Origin of the sequence: Pedobacter sp. G11, from assembly GCF_003860265.1 — a bacterium.
Taxonomy (GTDB): Bacteria; Bacteroidota; Bacteroidia; order Sphingobacteriales; family Sphingobacteriaceae; genus Pedobacter; species Pedobacter agri.
The window spans coordinates 1,805,243-1,825,007 of record NZ_CP034190.1; the positions used below are offsets into that span (position 1 = coordinate 1,805,243).

Consider the following 19,765-nt stretch of genomic DNA (forward strand, 5'->3'; position numbering starts at 1 on the left):
TGATTTTCATAATCTAAATGGTTGCCTTACAACCTTTTTGTTTATTGCTTGTTAATATATGGTATGATAAGCAAAATAACTGGCGGAGCTACTGAAAGAATTTTTTCTTCAGTGATCCTAAATAAGTACGAAGTAGACTTTTTCAAGTGTTTAGAAACTGGTTTTATACAAACAGAAGATCCCTATTGGTTAGAGGAAGCCTATTCATCAGCGATTACAAAGCTGGATGTTGGATTGGCTAGTAGAAACGAAGCTTTAAGAAGTAAAACTATTAAAGTGATAAATGAATATTTCGATTCCTCAAAAAAGTTTCTTGATTATGCAGGCGGTTATGGTTTATTTACACGGATGATGAGAGATCAGGGCTTTGATTTCTTTCATACCGACCGTTATTGTACTAATATTTTTGCCAACTATTTTACACTTGCCGATTCGGGTTCTGATCAGTTTGAACTCATCACTTCCTTTGAATCTTTTGAACATTTTGCAAATCCGCTGGAAGAAATATCGCTAATATTGCGGCATGGAGATAACCTTTTGTTCACTACCGAATTACAACCGAAGCAATTAAATTGTGTAACCGATTGGTGGTATTTTATTCCAGAAACCGGACAGCATATTTCTTTCTACACGATAGAATCACTGCAATATTTGGCCAATAGCTTCGGATTGAATTTTTATACCGACGGAAGAAGTTTGCATTTATTTACCAAAAAATCTCTACCTGCAAATTTGTTCGAACGAGAAGTTGTATATCCTTGGCATATCAGCGTAATGAAAAGAAAAATTGATCGGTTTATGCGAAAAGCAAGTGATACGAAAACTAGTTTACTCCAAAATGATTGGCAGAAAATTAAAGATAGCTTATCTTAGTCAGGAGAAGGCTTGGTAAAGTTGGTTGGTTTTACGTATACAGTTTTCAATAGGATACAATTGAAGTCTTTGATTACCTTCCGCTATTAAATCCAACTTTACCTCCTCACCTAAAAGTATTTTTTCTACTTCCGCCACAAGCGAATCAAGCGAGTGATGTTCAAAATACCTAGCCGCCTGTCCAGCGATCTCTTCAAAACAACTACAATTACTTAGCAGCACAGGGCAGTTGTTTTTAAAGGCCTCTAAAATGGGTAAACCGAAACCTTCATGTAAGGATGGATATATAAAGCATTTGGCTTTTTTATAAATGGTGTTCAACTGTTCATCAGTAGCAGAAATTTGTATGGTTTTATCAACAATATTATTTCTCATTAAATATTCAGAATCACCAAAGGTTAGCGAACCGCCACCTGCTAAAACTAACTTTAAATTGGGATATTTTGATGAAAGTATTTTAAAAGCATCAACAACCATATGAAAGTTCTTATAACTCCATCTGGCACCTACAAACAAGATGTATTCATCTGGTAAATTTGGAACATCTTCATACACTGCAGGACTTAGGTCTATGCCGTGATAAATAACCTCTATTTTATCTTCTTTTATTTTGCTATACTTTAAAATATCTTGTTTTGTGGTTTCTGAAATGGCGATCACCTTATCTGCTTTTTCCATCAGTATCCTTTTATAATATGGAATAGGATCATCTGATAAGAAAAACTGAGGAAGGGCTTCGTAGGTCATGTCATGTATGGTTACAACAAATGGCCGCTTTAAATATTTTAAAAAATAAGGATTGTAATATGTTGGATGAAATACAGAAAAATCGTTTTTCTTCAAAAGATATTTACAATAAGAATTATTTCTTTTGATAAGGTCAGCTGTCGATTTGAACAAAGCATTAAATATGCCATGGTTTAATGGTTGCTTTTCGTTTCGGATGTAGTAATTTTTCGATTTCAGTACGCCTAACTTATAATCTAGCTCATTTGATTTATCTACGCCACGCATTAAATACTCAAAGTACCTCGAAATGCCTCCATAATACTGAGAAGAAAAAATTTGATGGTCATAAAAAATCTTAGTCATTCTTAAAAATTTATTAGGTTTGAAGAATTATCCTAGCCTTTAAGGGGTGCTAAAATAGATTATAAAATTGAAAATCTCTGTCATAACCATAAATTTTAACAATGCTGAGGGTTTACAAAAAACCATAGAATCTGTCGTTAATCAAAAAAATGCTTTAATAGAGTATTTGGTTATTGATGGAGGGTCAACGGATCGGAGTGTTGAACTCATTGAGGAACATAGTGGCAAAATTGCATATTATGTCTCAGAAAAAGATTCAGGAGTATACGACGCGATGAATAAAGGAATCAAAGCGAGTACAGGAGACTATTTAATTTTCTTAAACAGTGGAGATGTATTTGTCTCAGAAGATGTCATCGCAGAAGCTGTTAAAGTTGGATTCGAGGCCGATTTAGTTAGCGGGAACATGATCTATAATAATAATGGCGAGAGACGAAAATGGATTCCTGCTGATCAGCTTACATTCAGCCTGTTCTATTTCACCGGAATTCCTCATCCTTCAACCTTTATCAAGAGAACGCTTTTCGATATAGTGGGTTTGTATGATGAAAACCTTACTATTGTTTCGGATTGGAAATTCTTTATCCTGGCTGCCTGTAAGCATTCATGCTCTTACCAACATATTGATAAATTTATAAGCGAATTTAGTGAAGATGGAATGAGTTCAGCTCCCGAAAACATACCCACAATACTTAAGGAAAGAGAACAGGTGATAAATGACCATTTTTCGGCTTTTATGCCCGACTACGAAGAGTTATGGGCGGCAAAGAAACAACTTCGAAAGCTAAGGTATACAATCAAAATCAAAAAATTCTTTGGTATTCGTTAGCTTTTACGTTTTAAATTAAATGATTTAAGTAGGGCAGCAAAAAAAAGGGATTTGTTATTTATGGATTGATAATAATTCCTGAATTTCGAGAAAGCGGTATAGGGTGTTTTTGCCATTAAGTATTTAAAAGTAACGACTAATAATTTATTATTTAATTGTTCTAACTCCATCTTTTCTTGTTTATGAAGTGATGATTTTGCCAGATACTGATTGATCAGATCTCGCAATTTTCCTTCTGCCTCAATAATTTTAGTAGATTGTTTACTGGCACTCTGTAGATGTATCCTCACTAAACTAAACGCATCTTTATTTTCCAAAAAAGAAAACTTTAGCTCTCCAAATGCACACCTTAACCAAAAATCCCAGTCTTCCAGATAATGCATTTCTTCACGAAAGTAGCGAACTTTATCAAAAATTTCTCTTCTAAAAAGTGGAGATTGAACCACGGTTTGGTTATTTATAATGTACTGTTTTATAATTTCATATCCTGAGCCGTTAAAATATGTGGCCTGACTGCTATCACTTTTGTCAAAATTATCATATAAAATATCTGAACGTCCTGAATCGAAATACTTAGTTTTTACATAAGAAATGTCGGTATCCTCGTGTTGTTCGAGCACATTGTATTGAAGCACAATCTTATCCTGAGAAATTAAATCATCTGCATCTAAAAATTGAATGTATTTGCCTTTTGAAAATTTAATACCTTGGTTTCGTGCTGCAGAAACACCTCTATTGGGTTGCTTCAAATATAAAAACCTGTTGTCGTTTTTGATGAACTTTTCAACGACCTTTTCCGTTTCATCTGTTGATCCGTCATCAATTATGATCGCTTCCCAATCTGTAAAATGCTGATTGACTAAGCAGGTTAATGTTTGCGTAATGAGATGCGCATAATTATAAGTTGGAATAATTATAGAAACCGCTACTGAAATCATTTGCTTTTAAATTTCGATCCCCAAATATGCTTAAAAATGAAATTCAACTTGCTCATTGTGCTTTTTTTGGAAATAAATAATAATGATTTATAGTTTGCATACATAAAAAAGATCAGTCCAAAACAGAAATAAGCATTTAATCTTGTACGATAAAGTTTTAGCAACTTATCTATAAAGCTTTTGTCTTTGTTATATTGATAACTGGCGAAGATTTCAAATTCTGATAGGGCTTTTAATATTTTGGCATTACCATGAATAGAATTTTCAGATTTATTTCTTTTAAGTTTTAAAATATTGGTATCCGAGTTCTCATGCTGCCGGTATTGAACTAACGGTTGATCGATATATTTAATGTTACCAATATTTGTTGCAGTATAGGCTAACCAACGATCGTGAAAAATACCCTTAGGAAAGGGCAGGCTGTATTGAACCAATGAGCTTTTGAAAAATGCTTCATGGCCAGAGAGTGAATTGAAAAACAAAAAAGGCTTAAAACTTTCGCCATGATACATATTAATCACTTCAGACATTTTCTTGTTCATCGAAATACCTTCACTATTCATGAACGTGGAATCATGATAAACCAGAATGCTAGCTCCAATTTCGTTAACCTGAACTGCTATTTTATTCAAATGCCAAATATCATCCTGATCAGCCAGGGCTATAAATTCACCCGTACAAAGCCTAATTGCCTTTTCAAAATTTTTGATATAACCTAAATTGATCTCATTTTCATATACTTGAAAATAAGGATATTTTTCGGCATAAGCTTTCAGTATATCAACAGTTCCATCGGAGGAACAATCATCAACTGCAATGATTTCAATGTTGGGATAACTCTGATTGACAATAGAATCTAACTGTTCAACCAGGTATTTTTCTCCGTTATAGGTACATAAGGCTATTGAAACTAATGGCTTATCCATACTTAATCATTAAAAGCCTGCATATCAATCAATCTTCTGTATAAACCATTTTTAGCCAATAATTCAGTATGGCTTCCTGATTCTACAACAGTTCCTTTATCGATAACGACGATTTTATCTGCATGCTGTATGGTGCTTAAACGGTGGGCAATTACAATTGATGTACGATTCTTCATCAGGTTATTCAAAGCTTCCTGTACCAGTTTTTCTGATTCTGTGTCAAGCGCTGATGTGGCTTCATCTAACAGCATAATTGGTGGATTGGCAAGAACTGCTCTTGCAATACAAATACGTTGCCTCTGCCCACCAGAAAGTCTATTACCCCTGTCACCTACAAATGATTGATAACCATTTTCAGTATTAAGAATAAATTCATGGGCATTTGCAATTTTAGCAGCCGCAATTACTTCTTCTTCGCTAGCTTCTGGTCTTGCAAAGGCGATATTATTAAAAATGCTATCGTTGAATAGGAAAGACTCCTGATTGACGGTACCCATCTTCGCTCTAATGCTTTCGACGGTTAAATCTTTATAATCATTGCCATCTATTTTAATAGAGCCTGATTTCGGATCATGGAAACGTGGAATGAGATCCATTAAAGTGCTTTTTCCACCACCTGATGGGCCAACTAAAGCTATTGTTTTGCCTTTTTCTATATCAATATTAATGTTCGAAAGCACTTGCTTTTCACCATATGAAAAGGAAACATTATTCAACGTTAATGCATGCTCAAAGGTTTTTAGCGGTTGGGCATCTGAAGAGTTCACCAGTTGTGGTTTGGTGTCAATCAGGTCCAGCACACGCTCTCCAGCTGCAATTCCTGAATGAATGCCACTAAACGAATCGGTTAGGGCTTTAGCCGGGCGCATGACCTGTGAAAATATCGCGATGTAGGCAATAAAGTCAGATGCAGCCAGCGCATTTTTATCATTGTGTAAGATTAATGAACCGCCATACCAAACAATGATCGAGATCATCAGCACCCCTAGAAATTCAGATACAGGTGAACCCAATTGTTGTCTCCTCACCATTTTACGTGTAAGATTCGAATAGAAGATGTTTTCCTCGTTAAACTTATTTTTAATCCTTTCAGTTGCATTGAAAGCTTTGATAATTTTAATGCCACTGAGTGACTCATCTAAAAAACCAATCATTTTTGCAAAAGACTCATGCGATTCTTTGGCTTGTTGCTTCAGTCGCTTTACAATTTTACTAATAATGAAAGCCGAAATGGGAATTACCAGTAAAGAGAAGAAGGTAAGCTTTGCAGAGATATTAAACAATAAAATAACATATACAATAAGGGTAACAGGCTCTTTAAAAACAACCTGCAGCGTATTGGTCACTGTAAATTGAACCACCTGAACATCTGAGGCAACTTTCGAAATAATATCGCCTTTGCGCTCGCTGTTAAAATAACCTACATGAAGGTTCATCACATTGTTAAAAACCCTTTTTCTGAAATTTAACAATGTATGTACGCGTAAATCTTCCATGATACGTTGCGAAAGATATCTGAATATGTTTGAAAGCAATACAGAAATCACAATCACGAAACATACATACATCAGGGTGGTTTCAATGGTGTTCACCCGGATAGAATAAGCTACAAACTCTCTTAGTTTACCCAAAAGGCTAAATGATGATGCCGCCTTGTCAGTTAAACTAGGGGTTTCACAAGCTTGTTTATTGGCATTTAAAAGCGTTTCAAAAAGTGGAGATAATAGCGCCAGGTTAAATGTGCCAAAGAGAATGGAAAGTAACGTAGCAATCACATAGGGAATTGCAAATTTTTCTATCGGCTTGGCAAAAGATAATAAACGAAAATATGTTTTCATTTGAAGTGAAATGGAATATGTAAGATGGACGATGAATCAAATCATCTCCAAAAAAATCTAAATAAAACTTGGCAAAGGTAAGCTTTTCAAACAAACCTGTTGGAATTTCAGCAGCCAGGAAGCTTAAAATTACAATCGCTTAATTTTCTTATGCTTAATTGATTGATTGATCACGTCGATGATATCATCGATGTTGCGCTGAGATTGATGTTTTAACTTTAATTGTCCTAACTTTTTTTTGCTTTCGTTAATCCGGGCCTGGTGGTTCAAATATTCCTGATAACTTTCCCATACCCAGATTTTGCCTGTAACTAACTTTGGGATAAGTTCTGTAAATATTTGTTGCAGGGGATACAAGGCTTTTCTAATCCCGGTAAGATGAATGCCCTGCAGGATGTATCTGTTCCGATAGTAAACTTTTTTAATGAAATTCGATTTGATTTGTGTTTTAGTGCTGCCGCTCACATGATGGAAGCAAAAGGACTGATGTTCGTAGTAACACTTCCAGCCGAGTTGCCAGGCACGTAAACTCAAGTCAAAATCTTCTGATGAGAAAGGAGAGTAGATTTCGTCAAAACCGCCCAACTCCTTAAGTTTCTTTGCGTCAACCAAAGCATTCGCACCTGAAAGATATGCCGTGTAAACATCTTCATCAGCTGGATTTTGGCTATAATAAAATTTGTTCGCCTTGATTCTGCAACCAGAATAATATAACAGGCGAGCGGCATCCTCAATCCGGCTTTCATCAAAACTCATGATACGGGCCATCACGCCAAAAGTATCTTCCCGTTCAAAATACTTCCATTGTGCCTTAAAATAATCAGGATCTAATTTAACATCAGAATTCAAAAGTAAAATTAACTCATGCTGAGCTTCCCTAATTCCATGGTTACAAGTAAATGAAAAACCCCTGTTCCTATCATTAATAAGCAACTTTATCTTTGGGTAATGTTGCTGAATAAATTCGATACTGTTGTCTTTCGAGCCATCATCAATCACGATGACTTCGAATTGTGAGCCGGTATTTTCTGCAGCTGTAAAAACCGATGGCAGATACTTTTCTAACAGGTGCCTGCCATTATAATTTGGGATAACAATTGAAACGCTTTTTTGCATCTACTTCACAATTTTATAATTTCGATACTCAAATAAGCGTAACCCGGTTAAATCTTCAATCTTTTGCAATAGCCTTCTCCTGAAATTCATTTTTGGCGTTTCTTTAGTCAGATCTTTCTCAAACTTCCAGTTAGCCGCCCCGATTCTGGGTGCCATTACTTTTGGATGGCTCCCTTTAAAATGCACCAGGCGATCGGCATTATGCATATCAAAGGTTTCCTGAACCGGATAATTTTCTTCAATCCATTCTTCCGTTTGATAAAATTGATTGAAATTCCGGACTTTGCCCTGAAGTCCTTGTGGTGGTTTTACCCAGCCATAATGAAAAATATAAGCATCTATCAATTTTACCCTCAGCTTTCTGTCATTGATACGAAAACCTTGCGCATCACGATAGGAGTGCACACCAGGCAAATTTTTGATGATTCTAACCTCTCTTCGATACCATCTTCTTGATTCAGCCAGGTAATCATAAGAAGCGTAGAAGTGTTTGTATTTTAATAAGAGCGCCTCTACCTGTTTATTCTCCAACTCCAGTTCCATTTCTTTCCTAATTATTGGAAGATAGTCTTCATGAATGGCTTCATCGCCCTGAATATAAATCATCCAATCGGTGTCAGCAGAAATTGCGGCAATGGCTTTGTTGGTTTCATCAGCAAAAACTCTTCCGCCTTCGCGGATAGATTCATCCCATGTGGTATCGATAATTCTGATTTTTGGATCGATATTTTGAACCAGTTCTGCGGTTTCATCGGTCGAATTACCCAATGCAATTACAAACTCATCGCACAAGGACAGCACAGAAAGAATGGCCTCTTTTGCAGGGTAGTCATTTACAACTGCGTTTCTCAAAAAAGTAAATCCAGTAACTTTCATTCGGGACAGAGGTTTGTGCGCTTTGTGGTTTATTATTTTGTTAATTTGTACAAAGATAGTTTTATTGATGAATACCCATCTATCCATTTTAAGCGAAGTAAAGCAAGGCAATTATAAGATTTTGGCCCGGGCACTTACGTTCGTTGAAAATAATATTGCACCGGCAGATCAGATATTAAAAAATTTGAATCCACGGGCAGAAAATATTGTTATTGGAATTACAGGGCCTCCAGGTGCAGGAAAAAGTACTTTGGTTAATGCCATTACCAATCATTTTACTGCTGCAAATAAACGGGTGGCAATATTGGCAATAGATCCGACATCGCCATTCAATTTTGGTTCCTTGCTTGGAGATCGGATCAGGATGGCGGCACAGTTTAACAATCCAAAAGTATTTATCCGTTCGCTGGCTACAAGAGGTGCGCTGGGTGGTATCTCGGCAAAAACCATTGAAATGGTTGATGTGTTAAAGGCTTCAAATTTCGACATCATTTTAGTTGAAACGGTGGGTGTTGGGCAATCGGAAGTGGAAATTGCCGGCCTGGCTGATAAAACGATTGTGGTTTTAGTTCCCGAATCGGGTGACGAAGTGCAAAACATTAAATCTGGCTTAATGGAGATAGCAGATTGTTTTGTGATTAATAAAGCTGACCGTGATGGAGCCGATACCTTCGCCAATAACCTAAAAAAAATCGTTCATCAAGGGCTCAAGTCTATCCCGGTATTAAAAACTGTCGCTGATAAAAATACTGGTGTAACAGATTTATGTAAATGGATACTGAAGCCAGTTGAAATGACAAATGAGCGGAAAGTTCATCTTTTTGCAGAGAAAGCCTGGAGGATTATACAAAATCAGAAGATGATGGCAGTGGACAAAAAAAGGCTGCAAGAAAATATTCAGGCAGCCTTAGTAAAAGATGATTTTAATGTTTATCGGTTTGCAGAAGAGTTTGTGAAATTGTAACTGATTTTGTTGGATCAGTCAGTGCCCAAAAAATCAATCATGTGATCAGTCCATTAAACCGCTAGCTATTCATGATGCTTTCGATCTCTTCAGCTTCTACCGGGATATCTGCCATTAAATCTATATTACCACTTGAAGTAATCAAAATATTGTTTTCGAGTCGGATACCCAAGCCTTCTTCAGGGATATAAATTCCAGGTTCAACTGTTAAAATGTTACCTGCCGCAAATGGCGTATATCTTCCGGCAAAATCATGAACATCGATACCAAGGTGATGGGAGGTGCCATGCATGAAATATTTTTTATAAGCTGGATAGTTCTTGCTTTGGTTTTTTACATCATTAGTGGTAAGCAGACCAAGATTAATAAGCTGCTCCGTCATTATCTCACCAACTTCATCGTGGTAATTATTCCATACTGTATCGGCGACGATTAATTTGGTTGCCTCTTTCATTACATGCAAAACAGCGTTGTACACTTCTTTTTGCCTTGCAGTGAATTTGCCATTAACAGGAATCGATCGGCTCATGTCGGCATTGTAGTTGGCATATTCTGCGCCAAAATCAAATAAAATTACATCGCCATCATTACAAGTTTGATTATTATCGTTGTAATGGAGGATGTTAGCATTATGGCCAGATGCTATAATCGGGGTATATGCATGTCCTGTACCGCCTTGCCTGATAAATTCGTGGATAATTTCTGCCTCAATCTCGTATTCTTTCACACCAGGTTTGGTGAATTTCAATACCCTAACAAAAGCATCACGGGTAATGGAACAAGCTTTTTTGGTTAATTCAATTTCTACTTCCGACTTAACTGCTCTTAATTCACGCATGATTGGCGCTGACCGCTCATAGTGGTGTAAAGGATACTTCGATCGCATCTGCTCGATAAAACGAATGTCGCGATAGGGAACAGTGTGTGCATACCGGTCGTTTTCATTTGTATTAAGATAGATATTCTCTGCATAGTGGACAATGCTGTGCAAAATATTATCAAAATCTTCCAGCCAATAAATGCTTTCAATGCCAGAAGCAGCTTTCGCTTGTTCCTTCGTATACTTGTAGCCTTCCCATACTTTGATGTAATCATTTGTCTGTCTTAAAAACAGGACTTCTCTGTACAAAGGATTAGGACAATCGGGATATAGAAGTAATATAGTCTGTTCCTGGTCAATACCAGATAAATAAAATAAATCAGGATTTTGCTTAAAGATATAGTTCTGATCGCCACTTCTTGGGAACTCATCAGCTGCGTTAAATAGTGCTAACGAATTGTTTTTTAGCTTTTTAAAGAAGTTTTTTCTATTTAAGATAAAGAGGTTCTGATCAATTTGGGAATATTTCATAATAAATGCAATTTTAACAAGGTGATGGCCAAATGTAAGAAAATCATTAATCACAGAGAAGTTTGGAACAGAGTTTGTATAAAAGTTTGAAAATTTAAAATTTTGTTTAATTTTGCCATTACTAAAAAATTAATCAATTAGATTGTTTACCCTTAAAAAGAAAAAAAGATTATGAATTATTCTACTTTAAAGAAAAGTGTTGCGCTTTCTTTAGTGGCATTAACAGGAGTTGCTACTCTTGCTGTCGCTCAAGATGCTCCTGCAACAACTTCTTCAACCAAGGTATTTGGTGGAAGAGGACAGTACAGAACCTGGTCAATTGGTGTTAATGCTGGTGTGTTAGCTCCTGTTATTGCTATTGGTGGTACTAATGATTTTGACAAATGGGATGTGAACTTAGGTTACGGTTTAAATATCCGTAAACAATTAGGTCACTCTTTCGCTTTAGAATTAGCTGGTGTTCGTGGTAAAGTTTCAGGAACAAACAATTCTGTTCTTTCTCCAACTTCAACTGTTAGAGAGTTTGAAACTGAATTACAATATGCTGTAGATTTACGTGGTGTTGTTAATTTAGGTTCTATCGATTTCTTACGTCGTGAGAACTCAGTAGGTTTCTTCTTAACTGCCGGTGCTGGTTATTTAGCTTATGCTCCAAAAGTAACTTATACTAATGGAACTGTTGTTGACTGGAAAGGTAAATCTGTAGGCCCTGCTGATGACAGACACGATTCTCCAAAAGATTACGTAAAAGGTTTCTATATCCCAGTTGGTGCTGGTGTTAAATTCAAAGTTTCTGAGCGTGTTAACTTTAACTTAGGTTATACTATGAACTTTGTTGATGCTGATAACTTTGATGGAGTTTATGCTAAAGGTACTACTAAAGATAAATTCTCTTACGGTTACGCTGGTTTAGAATTCTCTTTAGGTTCTTCTGCAAAACCAAGCTTAGAGTGGTCTAACCCATTAGCTACAATGTACGATGAGTTAAAAGATCCAACTTTACGTCAAGAAGTTGAAGCATTGAAAAACCGTGTATCTAACGTAGAAAAATCTGTTGAAGATTTGAAAAAAGATACTGATGGTGATGGTGTTGCTGATCAATTCGACAAATGCCCAGGAACTCCTGCAGGTACTGCTGTTGATGGTTCAGGATGTCCACTTCCTAAATTCACTGCTGCTGCTGATTCATCAAACGTAACTGGTTTCGAAAAAATCGGTTTCGATTTCAACTCATCAGTATTAAAAACTGAATCTTATCCAACTTTAGATAAATTATCTTCAGTGTTACGTGAAAACGGTGGTAAAGTAACTGTAAACGGTTACGCTTCAAGCGAAGGTACTGCTGCATATAACTTGAAATTATCTAAAGACAGAGCAAATTCTGTTAAAACTTACTTAGTAAACTCTGGTGTTAACGCTAGTCAAGTTGCTACTAAAGGTTTAGGTGAAGCTAACCCAATTGCTTCTAACGATACTGAAGAAGGTCGTATCCAAAACCGTCGTGTTGAAACTGCTAGAAACTAGTATTTCAATATAAAGTTTAAAAAAAAGTCCCGATGCAAATCGGGACTTTTTTTATGCCTTTTAATTTTCTGAATTAACCTTTTTAATTAAGTTTGTAGCATGTACTTCTTCAGGAAAAAAGATCCTAACAGGCCAGATAATATCAATATTAAGATTATGCATTTCATTAATGCATTGGCAATAACAGTTTTTCTGGCAGGTATCCTCTACAAGCTTATTCAATGGCTTGCTAAATAATTACTTTTTATTATGAAACAAATCATCACCACAACAAATGCTCCAGCTCCAATTGGACCATATAGCCAGGCTGTACAAGCAGGTAACTTTTTATTCGTATCAGGCCAGGTAGCAATCAACCCTGAAAATGGAGAGCTTAATCTGATCAATATAGAAGAAGAAACCCATCAGGTAATGCGAAACCTCAAAGCAGTATTATTGGAAGCTGGTTTAACGTTTGATCACGTTGTGAAGTCAACTATTTTTTTGAGTGATATGGGTACTTTTGGGCAAGTAAATGAAATTTACGGGCAATATTTTACCGCAAATTTTCCTGCTCGCGAAACGGTGCAGGTATCTGTATTACCAAAAAATGTAAATGTAGAAATTTCTGTTATTGCCATTGTAGCATAAATTTTGGCGAGCAGCAAGAGTAAATATTTCCTCGCCGGCATTATCCCGTATATCATTTGGGGTACAATGTCAATTCCTTTGCGAAACATTAAAGGATTTCCTCCACAGGAGATATTGTATTATCGAATATTTGTATCCATTGTTGTGGTTTGGGGCATTATTCTACTCTTTAGAAGATCAGCGCTTAACAAAGATATTGAATTCTTTAAAGCGTTAACGCCCAGTAAAAAGGTTAAGCTTTTAGCGCTAACCATATTATCTGCGATTTTAATTACTGGGAATTGGTTTACTTATATCTATGCTGTAAATAGTGTAAGCTTAAAAGCTGCGGCCTTTGCGTATATGGTTTGCCCGTTATTAACGGCACTATGCGGTTTTATCATCTTGAAAGAACAGTTAACAAAAGCCAAAGTTGCTGCACTTGTTGTGGCATTTGTAAGCATTGTACTTCTTGCCACGGGTTCGTTGCAGGAAGTGTTATGGGCAATTCTAATTGCTGCTTTTTATGCGGTTTATGTTATCGTGTTAAAGGTTATTAAGGATATTGATAAGTTTAATTTTTTAGGCATTCAGCTTATATTATCAGGCTTGATGATGCTGCCTACCTACTTAAGTAACTCGAATGTTTTTCCTACTGATTCATTCTTTTGGATACATATTTTCTTAATTGCAATTGTTTTTACCATTATTCCCCTGTTTTTAAATGCTTATGCTTTACTGGGAATGCCATCATCTGCACTCGGTATCTTAATCTATTTAAATCCTATAGTAGCTTTTACCGTTGCATTTTTCTATTTCAAAGAAGAGATAGATGTGCATCAGCTTTTTGCCTATTTGCTTTTACTGTTGTCTATCGTTATTTTTAATGCGCAATTGCTACAGCGCATTGTTTACAAGAAAGCATAAAGAATTTGTACCAGTCGATTCTAGATACCCCTATCGAGTTTATAAAAGGCGTAGGGCCAAGTCGTGCAGATGTTTTGAAAAAAGATTTAAGTCTTTTTACCTTTCAAGATATGCTGGCGCATTATCCCTTCCGCTACATTGACCGTACAAAGTATTTCAAGATTAATCAGATCCACCCCGATTCACAATATATCCAGATTATTGGTCGTGTGATTAGTAAAAAGGTAATTGGCGATAAAAGAACAAAACGCATTGTAGCTGTTTTTAAAGATGAAACGGGTATCATGGAATTGGTTTGGTTTCAAAGTCTGAAATGGGTTGAAGACCATATTACTGTCGGAACAGCCTATGTGGCATTTGGAAAACCAACGCTTTTTAATGGCACCTTTAGTATTTCACATCCGGAAATGGAGTTGTATCAAAACAGATCTGTTGGTCGTGGAAACTTAACCCTGCAACCTATCTATAGTTCCACAGAAAAGCTCAAAAAATTTACGCTTGATTCCAAAGGAATTCAGCGACTGATTGCCGGTTTATTAGATCAGGTAATTCCACAGGTTGCTGATAATTTGCCACAATATATTGTCGATAAATATCAGCTGCCAGACAAGAGGATGGCGCTTTTAAATATTCATTTCCCAAAAAATGAAAAAGATTTAAATGCCGCTCAGCGTAGGCTCAAGTTTGAAGAGCTTTTTTACATTCAGTTGCAGTTGCTTCACAATAAACAGTTAAGGCAATTAAAATTTAAAGGGGCCAGGTTTGATAAAGTTGGAGAGAAAGTAAACCGTTTTTACAAAGAGTTTTTGCCTTTTGAACTAACCAATGCACAAAAACGCGTTGTTAAAGAAATCAGGATCGATACCCAACGGGGTGTTCAAATGAATCGGCTTGTGCAGGGCGACGTAGGAAGCGGTAAAACCGCCGTGGCACTCATGAGTATGCTTTTAGCAAATGATAACGGCTACCAAGCTTGTATGATGGCTCCAACGGAAATTCTAGCCCGGCAACATTATGCTTCCATTACGGAATTGGTAACCGATGATTTGGTTAAAGTGGCGATTCTTACCGGAAATACCAAAAAGAAAGAAAGAACCATTTTGCATGAGCAGCTGGAAAACGGTGAAATTGATATTTTGATTGGTACTCACGCACTCATTGAAGATAAAGTAAAGTTCAAAAACCTAGGCCTGGTGGTGATTGATGAGCAGCATCGGTTTGGGGTAGAACAAAGGGCAAAACTTTGGCGCAAGAACATCATCCCGCCACACATTTTAGTGATGACAGCAACACCTATTCCACGAACCCTGGCCATGACTTTATACGGCGATTTGGATGTTTCGATTATTGATGAATTGCCTGCAGGAAGAAAACCGATTGAAACCCGGCATTTATTTGAAGGTCAGCGGCTCCGCATGTTCGGTTTTATGAAACAGGAGATTGCTAAAGGCCGACAGGTTTACATCGTTTATCCGCTGATTAAAGAAAGTGAAAAACTCGATCTCTTGCATTTGGAAGCGGGAGTAGAGCAATTAAGTTATCAATTTCCTCGCCCTGATTATCAGATCAGCATTGTACACGGACAAATGCCAAACGCCGATAAGCAGTTTGAAATGCAACAGTTTATTGAAGGGAAAACACAGATTATGGTTGCCACAACGGTTATTGAGGTTGGTGTTAATGTTCCAAACGCTTCCGTTATGGTCATTGAAAACTCCGAACGTTTCGGACTTTCCCAATTGCACCAATTACGTGGACGAGTGGGTAGGGGTGCAGAACAATCTTTTTGCATTTTAATGAGTGGAAATAAACTTAGTAAAGAAGGTAAAGTACGTTTAGAAACTATGGTACGTACCAACAACGGTTTCGAAATATCAGAAATTGATTTACAGCTTCGTGGTCCAGGCGATATTACTGGAACACAGCAAAGTGGTGTGCTGGATTTAAAGCTGGCAGATTTGGCAAAAGATCAAGTTATTTTATCAGAGGCGAGGAATACCGTTATCGAGATTTTTTCTGAAGATCCACAACTGGAGAAGCCAGAAAATGCCATTCTAAAGGCACATCTCCAAAAAATGGAGCGTGGAATTTCTTTCGATAAGATCTCTTAATATCATTCCCAGGTAACGTTTCTCATGCGAATTTAATTCAATTGCGGTTTTCATTTTTCAAACCTTAGTTTTGCAAAAATATTTTCCAGTGGCAGATTCAGACTCCAACCCCGTAATTGTTAAACAAGATCCTTTTGCAGCGCTTCGCTTTAAAGAATTTAGGTCGTTTTTAGGCATGCGTTTCTTTTTCACACTTGCTTACCAAATGCAGGCTGTGGTAATCGGTTATCATATTTATGAGCTAACGCATGATCCATTAAAGCTTGGTCTGGTTGGTTTATGTGAGGCCATTCCTGCAATTGGTATTGCGCTTTACGGCGGTTACATTGCCGATAAAAGCGAAAAGCGTGGTTTGCTGATTAAGATTTTCTCTGGCGTTTGGCTGGCTTCGGTGCTGATGCTCATCATTACCAGTAAATACCTCCATTTGAAAGAAGATCTCATCGTGCTAATTATGTATGGTTTGGTTTTTTGTATCGGTTTAGCGAGAGGTTTTTTCGGACCTGCTACCTTTTCGTTAATGGCCAATATTATTCCTAAAGAACTTTATCCTAATTCAAGTACCTGGAACAGCAGTAGCTGGCAATTGGCTACCATTATTGGTCCGCTTTTAGGAGGGTTGATCAACTGGCTTTGGGGAATTACTGCAGCTTATAGTGTAATTGTATTTTTAGTATCGGTATCCCTAATCTGCATCTTCACATTTAAAAAACACCCAGCAACATTTGCGCCCACGCAAAATATCTTTCACAGTTTAAAGGAGGGAATTCAGTTTGTATTCAAAACCAAAATGATGGTTTGGGCCATGAGTTTGGATTTGTTTTCTGTGTTTTTTGGCGGTGCTGTAGCCTTGCTTCCAATTTTTGCAAAAGATGTATTCCATTTAGGGTCTTTCGGATTGGGCATGATGCGGGGTGCGGCATCTTCTGGTGCAGTCATAACCATGCTCTTAATGACCAGATTTTCTCCAATGGGAAAACCGTGGCGAAACCTGTTAATTGCTGTTACAGGATTTGGTTTAAGCATCATTTGCTACGGACTTTCCAGAAACTTCTACCTCACCCTTTTCTTTCTATTTCTTGAGGGGTCGTTTGATAGTGTAAGCGTGATCATCCGGCAAACCATTATGCAGCTGCTTACGCCAGATCACATGCGTGGTCGTGTATCGGCTGTAAACAGTATGTTCATCGGCTCATCTAACGAAATTGGCGAATTTGAATCAGGCTTAACGGCGAAATATATGAGGCTGGTACCTGCAGTTGTTTTTGGCGGCAGTATGACCATTGCCATCGCAGGAATTACTTGGCTAAAGACAAAATCATTAACAAAGTTAAGCTTGCAGGATATAAACGAACAAACCGCGAAAGCTTAGAGCAGAATTTATTGGAAAGCCAACTGCTGCTTATATTTAAGTTTGTTCCTGCCTTTCCTCCAATCTTTTAAAAACAACTGTCATGCTGAGGCACGAAGCATTTTGTTTCATCGGTTGCAGATGCTTCGTGCCTCAGCATGAAAGCTTATTCAAGGCTACTGCTATTTTAAAAGTATTTCCGTTCAGTCAGGTTTATTTAGGAAACTATTCTGCTGATAAACGATGGAATCGTTAAGTTATTGGTGCGCTCGTTACAAACGAGCGCAAGCTTAGAAAGCCTAGAGCACTTTATTTTACGTTGGCAATACGATCAAAAAAGCGAATGACTTTGCAAACTAAATCCGATGGCACAGCGGGACAAAAACCAACCAAAGAGAACTGAACTTGCTTTCCAAATCCTTATTTTGTAGCTGATCACTAGATCAAAATTTTCTGTTCTTCCCCCAGATCAAGTAAATTATTGAGCCTAAAAAAGGCGCAAGTAATATGATGATAAACCATAATGCTTTTACGGGGAAAAGCATGGTTTTGTTCCTTGATATATGATAAAGCGCAGTTAAAATTAGTGCCAGCCAAAGGATGGCACCGATTATAATAATTATACCGATTTCGTTGCTTTCAATTTGTGCTACTAACATAGGATGAAGTTTTATTATACCTCAACAATTCTTTCGCCAATTTGTTGACGCCACATGGCTTGGTATAATCCATTTTGAGCGATTAAGGCTTCATGTGATCCTTGCTCGATAATGCGGCCTTTTTCCAACACGTAAATTACGTCGGCATGTTTAATGGTCGATAAACGGTGGGCAATTAAAATCGTCATATGGTCGGTAAGATTGGAAACAGAACGAATGGTTTTCGTGATCTCTTCTTCGGTAATCGAATCCAATGAGGAAGTGGCCTCATCGAAAACCAATATATCTGGCTGACGAAGTAATGCTCTGGCGATTGATAAGCGTTGCTTTTCACCTCCGGAAACTTTAACACCGCCTTCGCCAATCAACGAATCTAAACCTTTATCTGCTCTGGCTAATAGGGTTTGACATGCAGCTTGATTTAATACTTTATAACACTCATCATCAGTTGCGGTTGGATTTACAAAAAGTAAGTTCTCTCTGATTGTTCCGGAAAATAGCTGAGTATCTTGCGTTACAAAACCAATTTTCTCACGCAAAGCATCTAAATCAATATCATCACTTGGTGTGCCGTTGTATAAAATTTTACCTTCCTTAGCTGGATAAAGACCCACCAATAATTTTACCAGGGTAGATTTTCCTGCCCCTGATGGACCAACAAATGCGATGGTTTGTCCGCTCTGCGTTTTAAATGAAATGTTTTCCAATGCGTTTCTGTTCGCAGTTTGGTGTTTAAAACCAACATTACTAAAAGTTAAATCTTTTATCTTCTGAATAGAGATCGGGTTTACTGGTTTCTTATCAATTGGCGTACTCAAAATCTTTTTAAAATTGCCTAAAGAAACTTCTGCCTCACGCCAGGCCAAAATTACGTTTCCCAATTCCTGCAACGGACCGAATAGGAAGAATGAGTAAAAAAGGAAAGTTAAATACTGACCTGCAGTAATGTCGTTATCGAAAATAAGCAGCAACAAAACTAAGATCATCGTGCTTCGCACCAAATTTACAGTGGTTCCCTGAACAAAGCTCATGCTTCTCACATATTTCACTTTCTTCAATTCCAGGCCTAAAATTTTGTAGGTGGTTTTGTTCAAACGTTCAATTTCCTGATCGGCCAAACCCAAACTTTTTACCAGCTCAATGTTCCGCAAAGATTCTGTAGTGGAACCCGCTAAAGCAGTGGTTTCGCCAACAATAGAGCGTTGAATGGCTTTGATTTTACGGCTTAAAAACCAGCTTACAAAACTGATGATTGGGATGGCTGTAAAATAAACCAATGTGACTTTATAACTGATGGAAACCGAGTACACGATAACGAAAATCATCCCAATCAAACTCACAAATAAGATACTGATGAAAGAGGTGATAAATTTTTCAGAATCTAAACGTACCTTTTGCAAGATGCCCAAAGTTTCACCACTGCGTTGATCTTCAAAAACCTGATAAGGTAATTTTAAAGAATGCTGCAAACCATCGGCATACATTTTAGCGCCCACTTTTTGAACGATAACACTGGTAAAATAATCCTGGAAATTCTTGGCCACACGCGAAATCATTGCTGCGCCAATGGCTAGTCCGATTAATCCTAAAGAGCCCCAAAGGTATTGGCTATAGGTTAATTTATCTTTTTGGTTAATAAAACGATCTAAAATCCTGCCGGTGATATATGGATCTAAAAGTGAAAAGCCAATATTTAAACCTGCAAGCAATAACGCCAGAACCACAATCCACTTGTGGTTTTTCAGGTAGTCTAATAATAATCCCATTAAAGTTTTGTTGTT

Annotated in this window: 18 protein-coding genes; 9 read left to right on the top strand and 9 right to left on the bottom strand. The window is 37.2% G+C overall.

The genetic code is table 11. The features are described from left to right. The first annotated feature begins 63 nt into the window (after positions 1-63). Positions 64-873 carry a class I SAM-dependent methyltransferase gene (locus EA772_RS07895; protein WP_124912332.1) on the top strand — a complete coding sequence of 270 codons (810 nt, stop codon included), beginning with the start codon at positions 64-66 and terminating at the stop codon, positions 871-873. Here the strand turns inward: EA772_RS07895 and EA772_RS07900 are convergent, their stop codons facing one another. Then, entirely contained in the window at positions 874-1,965 is a 1,092-nt protein-coding gene (locus tag EA772_RS07900; RefSeq protein WP_124912334.1) for a glycosyltransferase family 1 protein, read from the bottom strand. A gap of 67 nt (positions 1,966-2,032) precedes the next feature. On the opposite strand from EA772_RS07900, the gene EA772_RS07905 reads away from it, so the two are divergent. After that, a complete protein-coding gene (locus EA772_RS07905) occupies positions 2,033-2,794 on the top strand; it encodes a glycosyltransferase family 2 protein (protein WP_168187500.1) in 762 nt (253 codons plus the stop codon). Here EA772_RS07905 and EA772_RS07910 read toward each other — a convergent pair. The 5 genes from EA772_RS07910 to EA772_RS07930 form a co-directional block, all read right to left on the bottom strand. Further along, on the bottom strand, positions 2,791-3,732 hold the full coding sequence (locus EA772_RS07910; protein ID WP_124912338.1) for a glycosyltransferase family A protein: 942 nt from the start codon (positions 3,730-3,732) through the stop codon (positions 2,791-2,793). The two genes, EA772_RS07905 and EA772_RS07910, sit on opposite strands and share 4 nt — an antisense overlap. After that, positions 3,729-4,658 carry a glycosyltransferase family 2 protein gene (locus EA772_RS07915; protein WP_124912340.1) on the bottom strand — a complete coding sequence of 310 codons (930 nt, stop codon included), beginning with the start codon at positions 4,656-4,658 and terminating at the stop codon, positions 3,729-3,731. The genes EA772_RS07910 and EA772_RS07915 overlap by 4 nt, the downstream gene beginning before the upstream one ends. A gap of 2 nt (positions 4,659-4,660) precedes the next feature. Then, complete coding sequence (locus tag EA772_RS07920; RefSeq protein WP_124912342.1) at positions 4,661-6,496, bottom strand: ABC transporter ATP-binding protein; 1,836 nt, start codon at positions 6,494-6,496, stop codon at positions 4,661-4,663. Between the two features lie 129 nt (positions 6,497-6,625). Next, a complete protein-coding gene (locus EA772_RS07925) occupies positions 6,626-7,612 on the bottom strand; it encodes a glycosyltransferase family 2 protein (protein WP_124912344.1) in 987 nt (328 codons plus the stop codon). Then, positions 7,613-8,488: a glycosyltransferase family 2 protein gene (locus EA772_RS07930; protein ID WP_124912346.1), complete on the bottom strand. Its 876-nt coding sequence runs from the start codon at positions 8,486-8,488 to the stop codon at positions 7,613-7,615. A gap of 67 nt (positions 8,489-8,555) precedes the next feature. On the opposite strand from EA772_RS07930, the gene meaB reads away from it, so the two are divergent. Continuing rightward, positions 8,556-9,452, top strand: coding sequence for a methylmalonyl Co-A mutase-associated GTPase MeaB (meaB, locus tag EA772_RS07935; protein ID WP_124912348.1), 897 nt, complete (start codon positions 8,556-8,558; stop codon positions 9,450-9,452). A 61-nt stretch (positions 9,453-9,513) separates the two neighbouring features. Here meaB and EA772_RS07940 read toward each other — a convergent pair whose 3' ends face one another. Continuing rightward, positions 9,514-10,803 carry an aminopeptidase P family protein gene (locus EA772_RS07940; protein ID WP_124912350.1) on the bottom strand — a complete coding sequence of 430 codons (1,290 nt, stop codon included), beginning with the start codon at positions 10,801-10,803 and terminating at the stop codon, positions 9,514-9,516. Positions 10,804-10,974: 171 nt separating this feature from the next. On the opposite strand from EA772_RS07940, the gene EA772_RS07945 reads away from it, so the two are divergent. The 6 genes from EA772_RS07945 (at position 10,975) to EA772_RS07965 (ending at position 17,346) form a co-directional block, all read left to right on the top strand. After that, positions 10,975-12,327 (top strand): OmpA family protein, encoded by a 1,353-nt coding sequence (locus tag EA772_RS07945; RefSeq protein WP_124912352.1) that lies wholly within the window; start codon positions 10,975-10,977, stop codon positions 12,325-12,327. A 99-nt stretch (positions 12,328-12,426) separates the two neighbouring features. Then, complete coding sequence (locus tag EA772_RS22445; RefSeq protein ID WP_010599765.1) at positions 12,427-12,564, top strand: DUF6728 family protein; 138 nt, start codon at positions 12,427-12,429, stop codon at positions 12,562-12,564. A gap of 12 nt (positions 12,565-12,576) precedes the next feature. Beyond that, positions 12,577-12,957, top strand: coding sequence for a RidA family protein (locus EA772_RS07950; protein WP_010599766.1), 381 nt, complete (start codon positions 12,577-12,579; stop codon positions 12,955-12,957). A gap of 3 nt (positions 12,958-12,960) precedes the next feature. Continuing rightward, complete coding sequence (locus EA772_RS07955) at positions 12,961-13,863, top strand: EamA family transporter (RefSeq protein WP_124912354.1); 903 nt, start codon at positions 12,961-12,963, stop codon at positions 13,861-13,863. Between the two features lie 5 nt (positions 13,864-13,868). Then, positions 13,869-15,974 (top strand): ATP-dependent DNA helicase RecG, encoded by a 2,106-nt coding sequence (recG, locus tag EA772_RS07960; RefSeq protein WP_124912356.1) that lies wholly within the window; start codon positions 13,869-13,871, stop codon positions 15,972-15,974. Between the two features lie 70 nt (positions 15,975-16,044). Further along, entirely contained in the window at positions 16,045-17,346 is a 1,302-nt protein-coding gene (locus tag EA772_RS07965; RefSeq protein WP_124912358.1) for an MFS transporter, read from the top strand. 422 nt (positions 17,347-17,768) lie between these two features. Here the strand turns inward: EA772_RS07965 and EA772_RS22450 are convergent, their stop codons facing one another. After that, positions 17,769-17,984: a PLDc N-terminal domain-containing protein gene (locus EA772_RS22450; RefSeq protein ID WP_010599770.1), complete on the bottom strand. Its 216-nt coding sequence runs from the start codon at positions 17,982-17,984 to the stop codon at positions 17,769-17,771. Positions 17,985-17,998: 14 nt separating this feature from the next. Then, positions 17,999-19,750, bottom strand: coding sequence for an ABC transporter ATP-binding protein (locus EA772_RS07975; RefSeq protein ID WP_124912360.1), 1,752 nt, complete (start codon positions 19,748-19,750; stop codon positions 17,999-18,001). Positions 19,751-19,765 lie beyond the last annotated feature (15 nt).

Bases quoted from the DNA above. Each gene is read 5' to 3' on its own strand.
- EA772_RS07895 (WP_124912332.1), top strand. From the start codon at position 64: ATGATAAGCAAAATAACTGGCGGAGCTACTGAAAGAATTTTTTCTTCA.
- EA772_RS07900 (WP_124912334.1), bottom strand. From the start codon at position 1,965: ATGACTAAGATTTTTTATGACCATCAAATTTTTTCTTCTCAGTATTAT.
- EA772_RS07910 (WP_124912338.1), bottom strand. From the start codon at position 3,732: ATGATTTCAGTAGCGGTTTCTATAATTATTCCAACTTATAATTATGCG.
- EA772_RS07915 (WP_124912340.1), bottom strand. From the start codon at position 4,658: ATGGATAAGCCATTAGTTTCAATAGCCTTATGTACCTATAACGGAGAA.
- EA772_RS07920 (WP_124912342.1), bottom strand. From the start codon at position 6,496: ATGAAAACATATTTTCGTTTATTATCTTTTGCCAAGCCGATAGAAAAA.
- EA772_RS07925 (WP_124912344.1), bottom strand. From the start codon at position 7,612: ATGCAAAAAAGCGTTTCAATTGTTATCCCAAATTATAATGGCAGGCAC.
- EA772_RS07930 (WP_124912346.1), bottom strand. From the start codon at position 8,488: ATGAAAGTTACTGGATTTACTTTTTTGAGAAACGCAGTTGTAAATGAC.
- meaB (WP_124912348.1), top strand. From the start codon at position 8,556: ATGAATACCCATCTATCCATTTTAAGCGAAGTAAAGCAAGGCAATTAT.
- EA772_RS07940 (WP_124912350.1), bottom strand. From the start codon at position 10,803: ATGAAATATTCCCAAATTGATCAGAACCTCTTTATCTTAAATAGAAAA.
- EA772_RS07945 (WP_124912352.1), top strand. From the start codon at position 10,975: ATGAATTATTCTACTTTAAAGAAAAGTGTTGCGCTTTCTTTAGTGGCA.
- EA772_RS22445 (WP_010599765.1), top strand. From the start codon at position 12,427: ATGTACTTCTTCAGGAAAAAAGATCCTAACAGGCCAGATAATATCAAT.
- EA772_RS07950 (WP_010599766.1), top strand. From the start codon at position 12,577: ATGAAACAAATCATCACCACAACAAATGCTCCAGCTCCAATTGGACCA.
- EA772_RS22450 (WP_010599770.1), bottom strand. From the start codon at position 17,984: ATGTTAGTAGCACAAATTGAAAGCAACGAAATCGGTATAATTATTATA.
- EA772_RS07975 (WP_124912360.1), bottom strand. From the start codon at position 19,750: ATGGGATTATTATTAGACTACCTGAAAAACCACAAGTGGATTGTGGTT.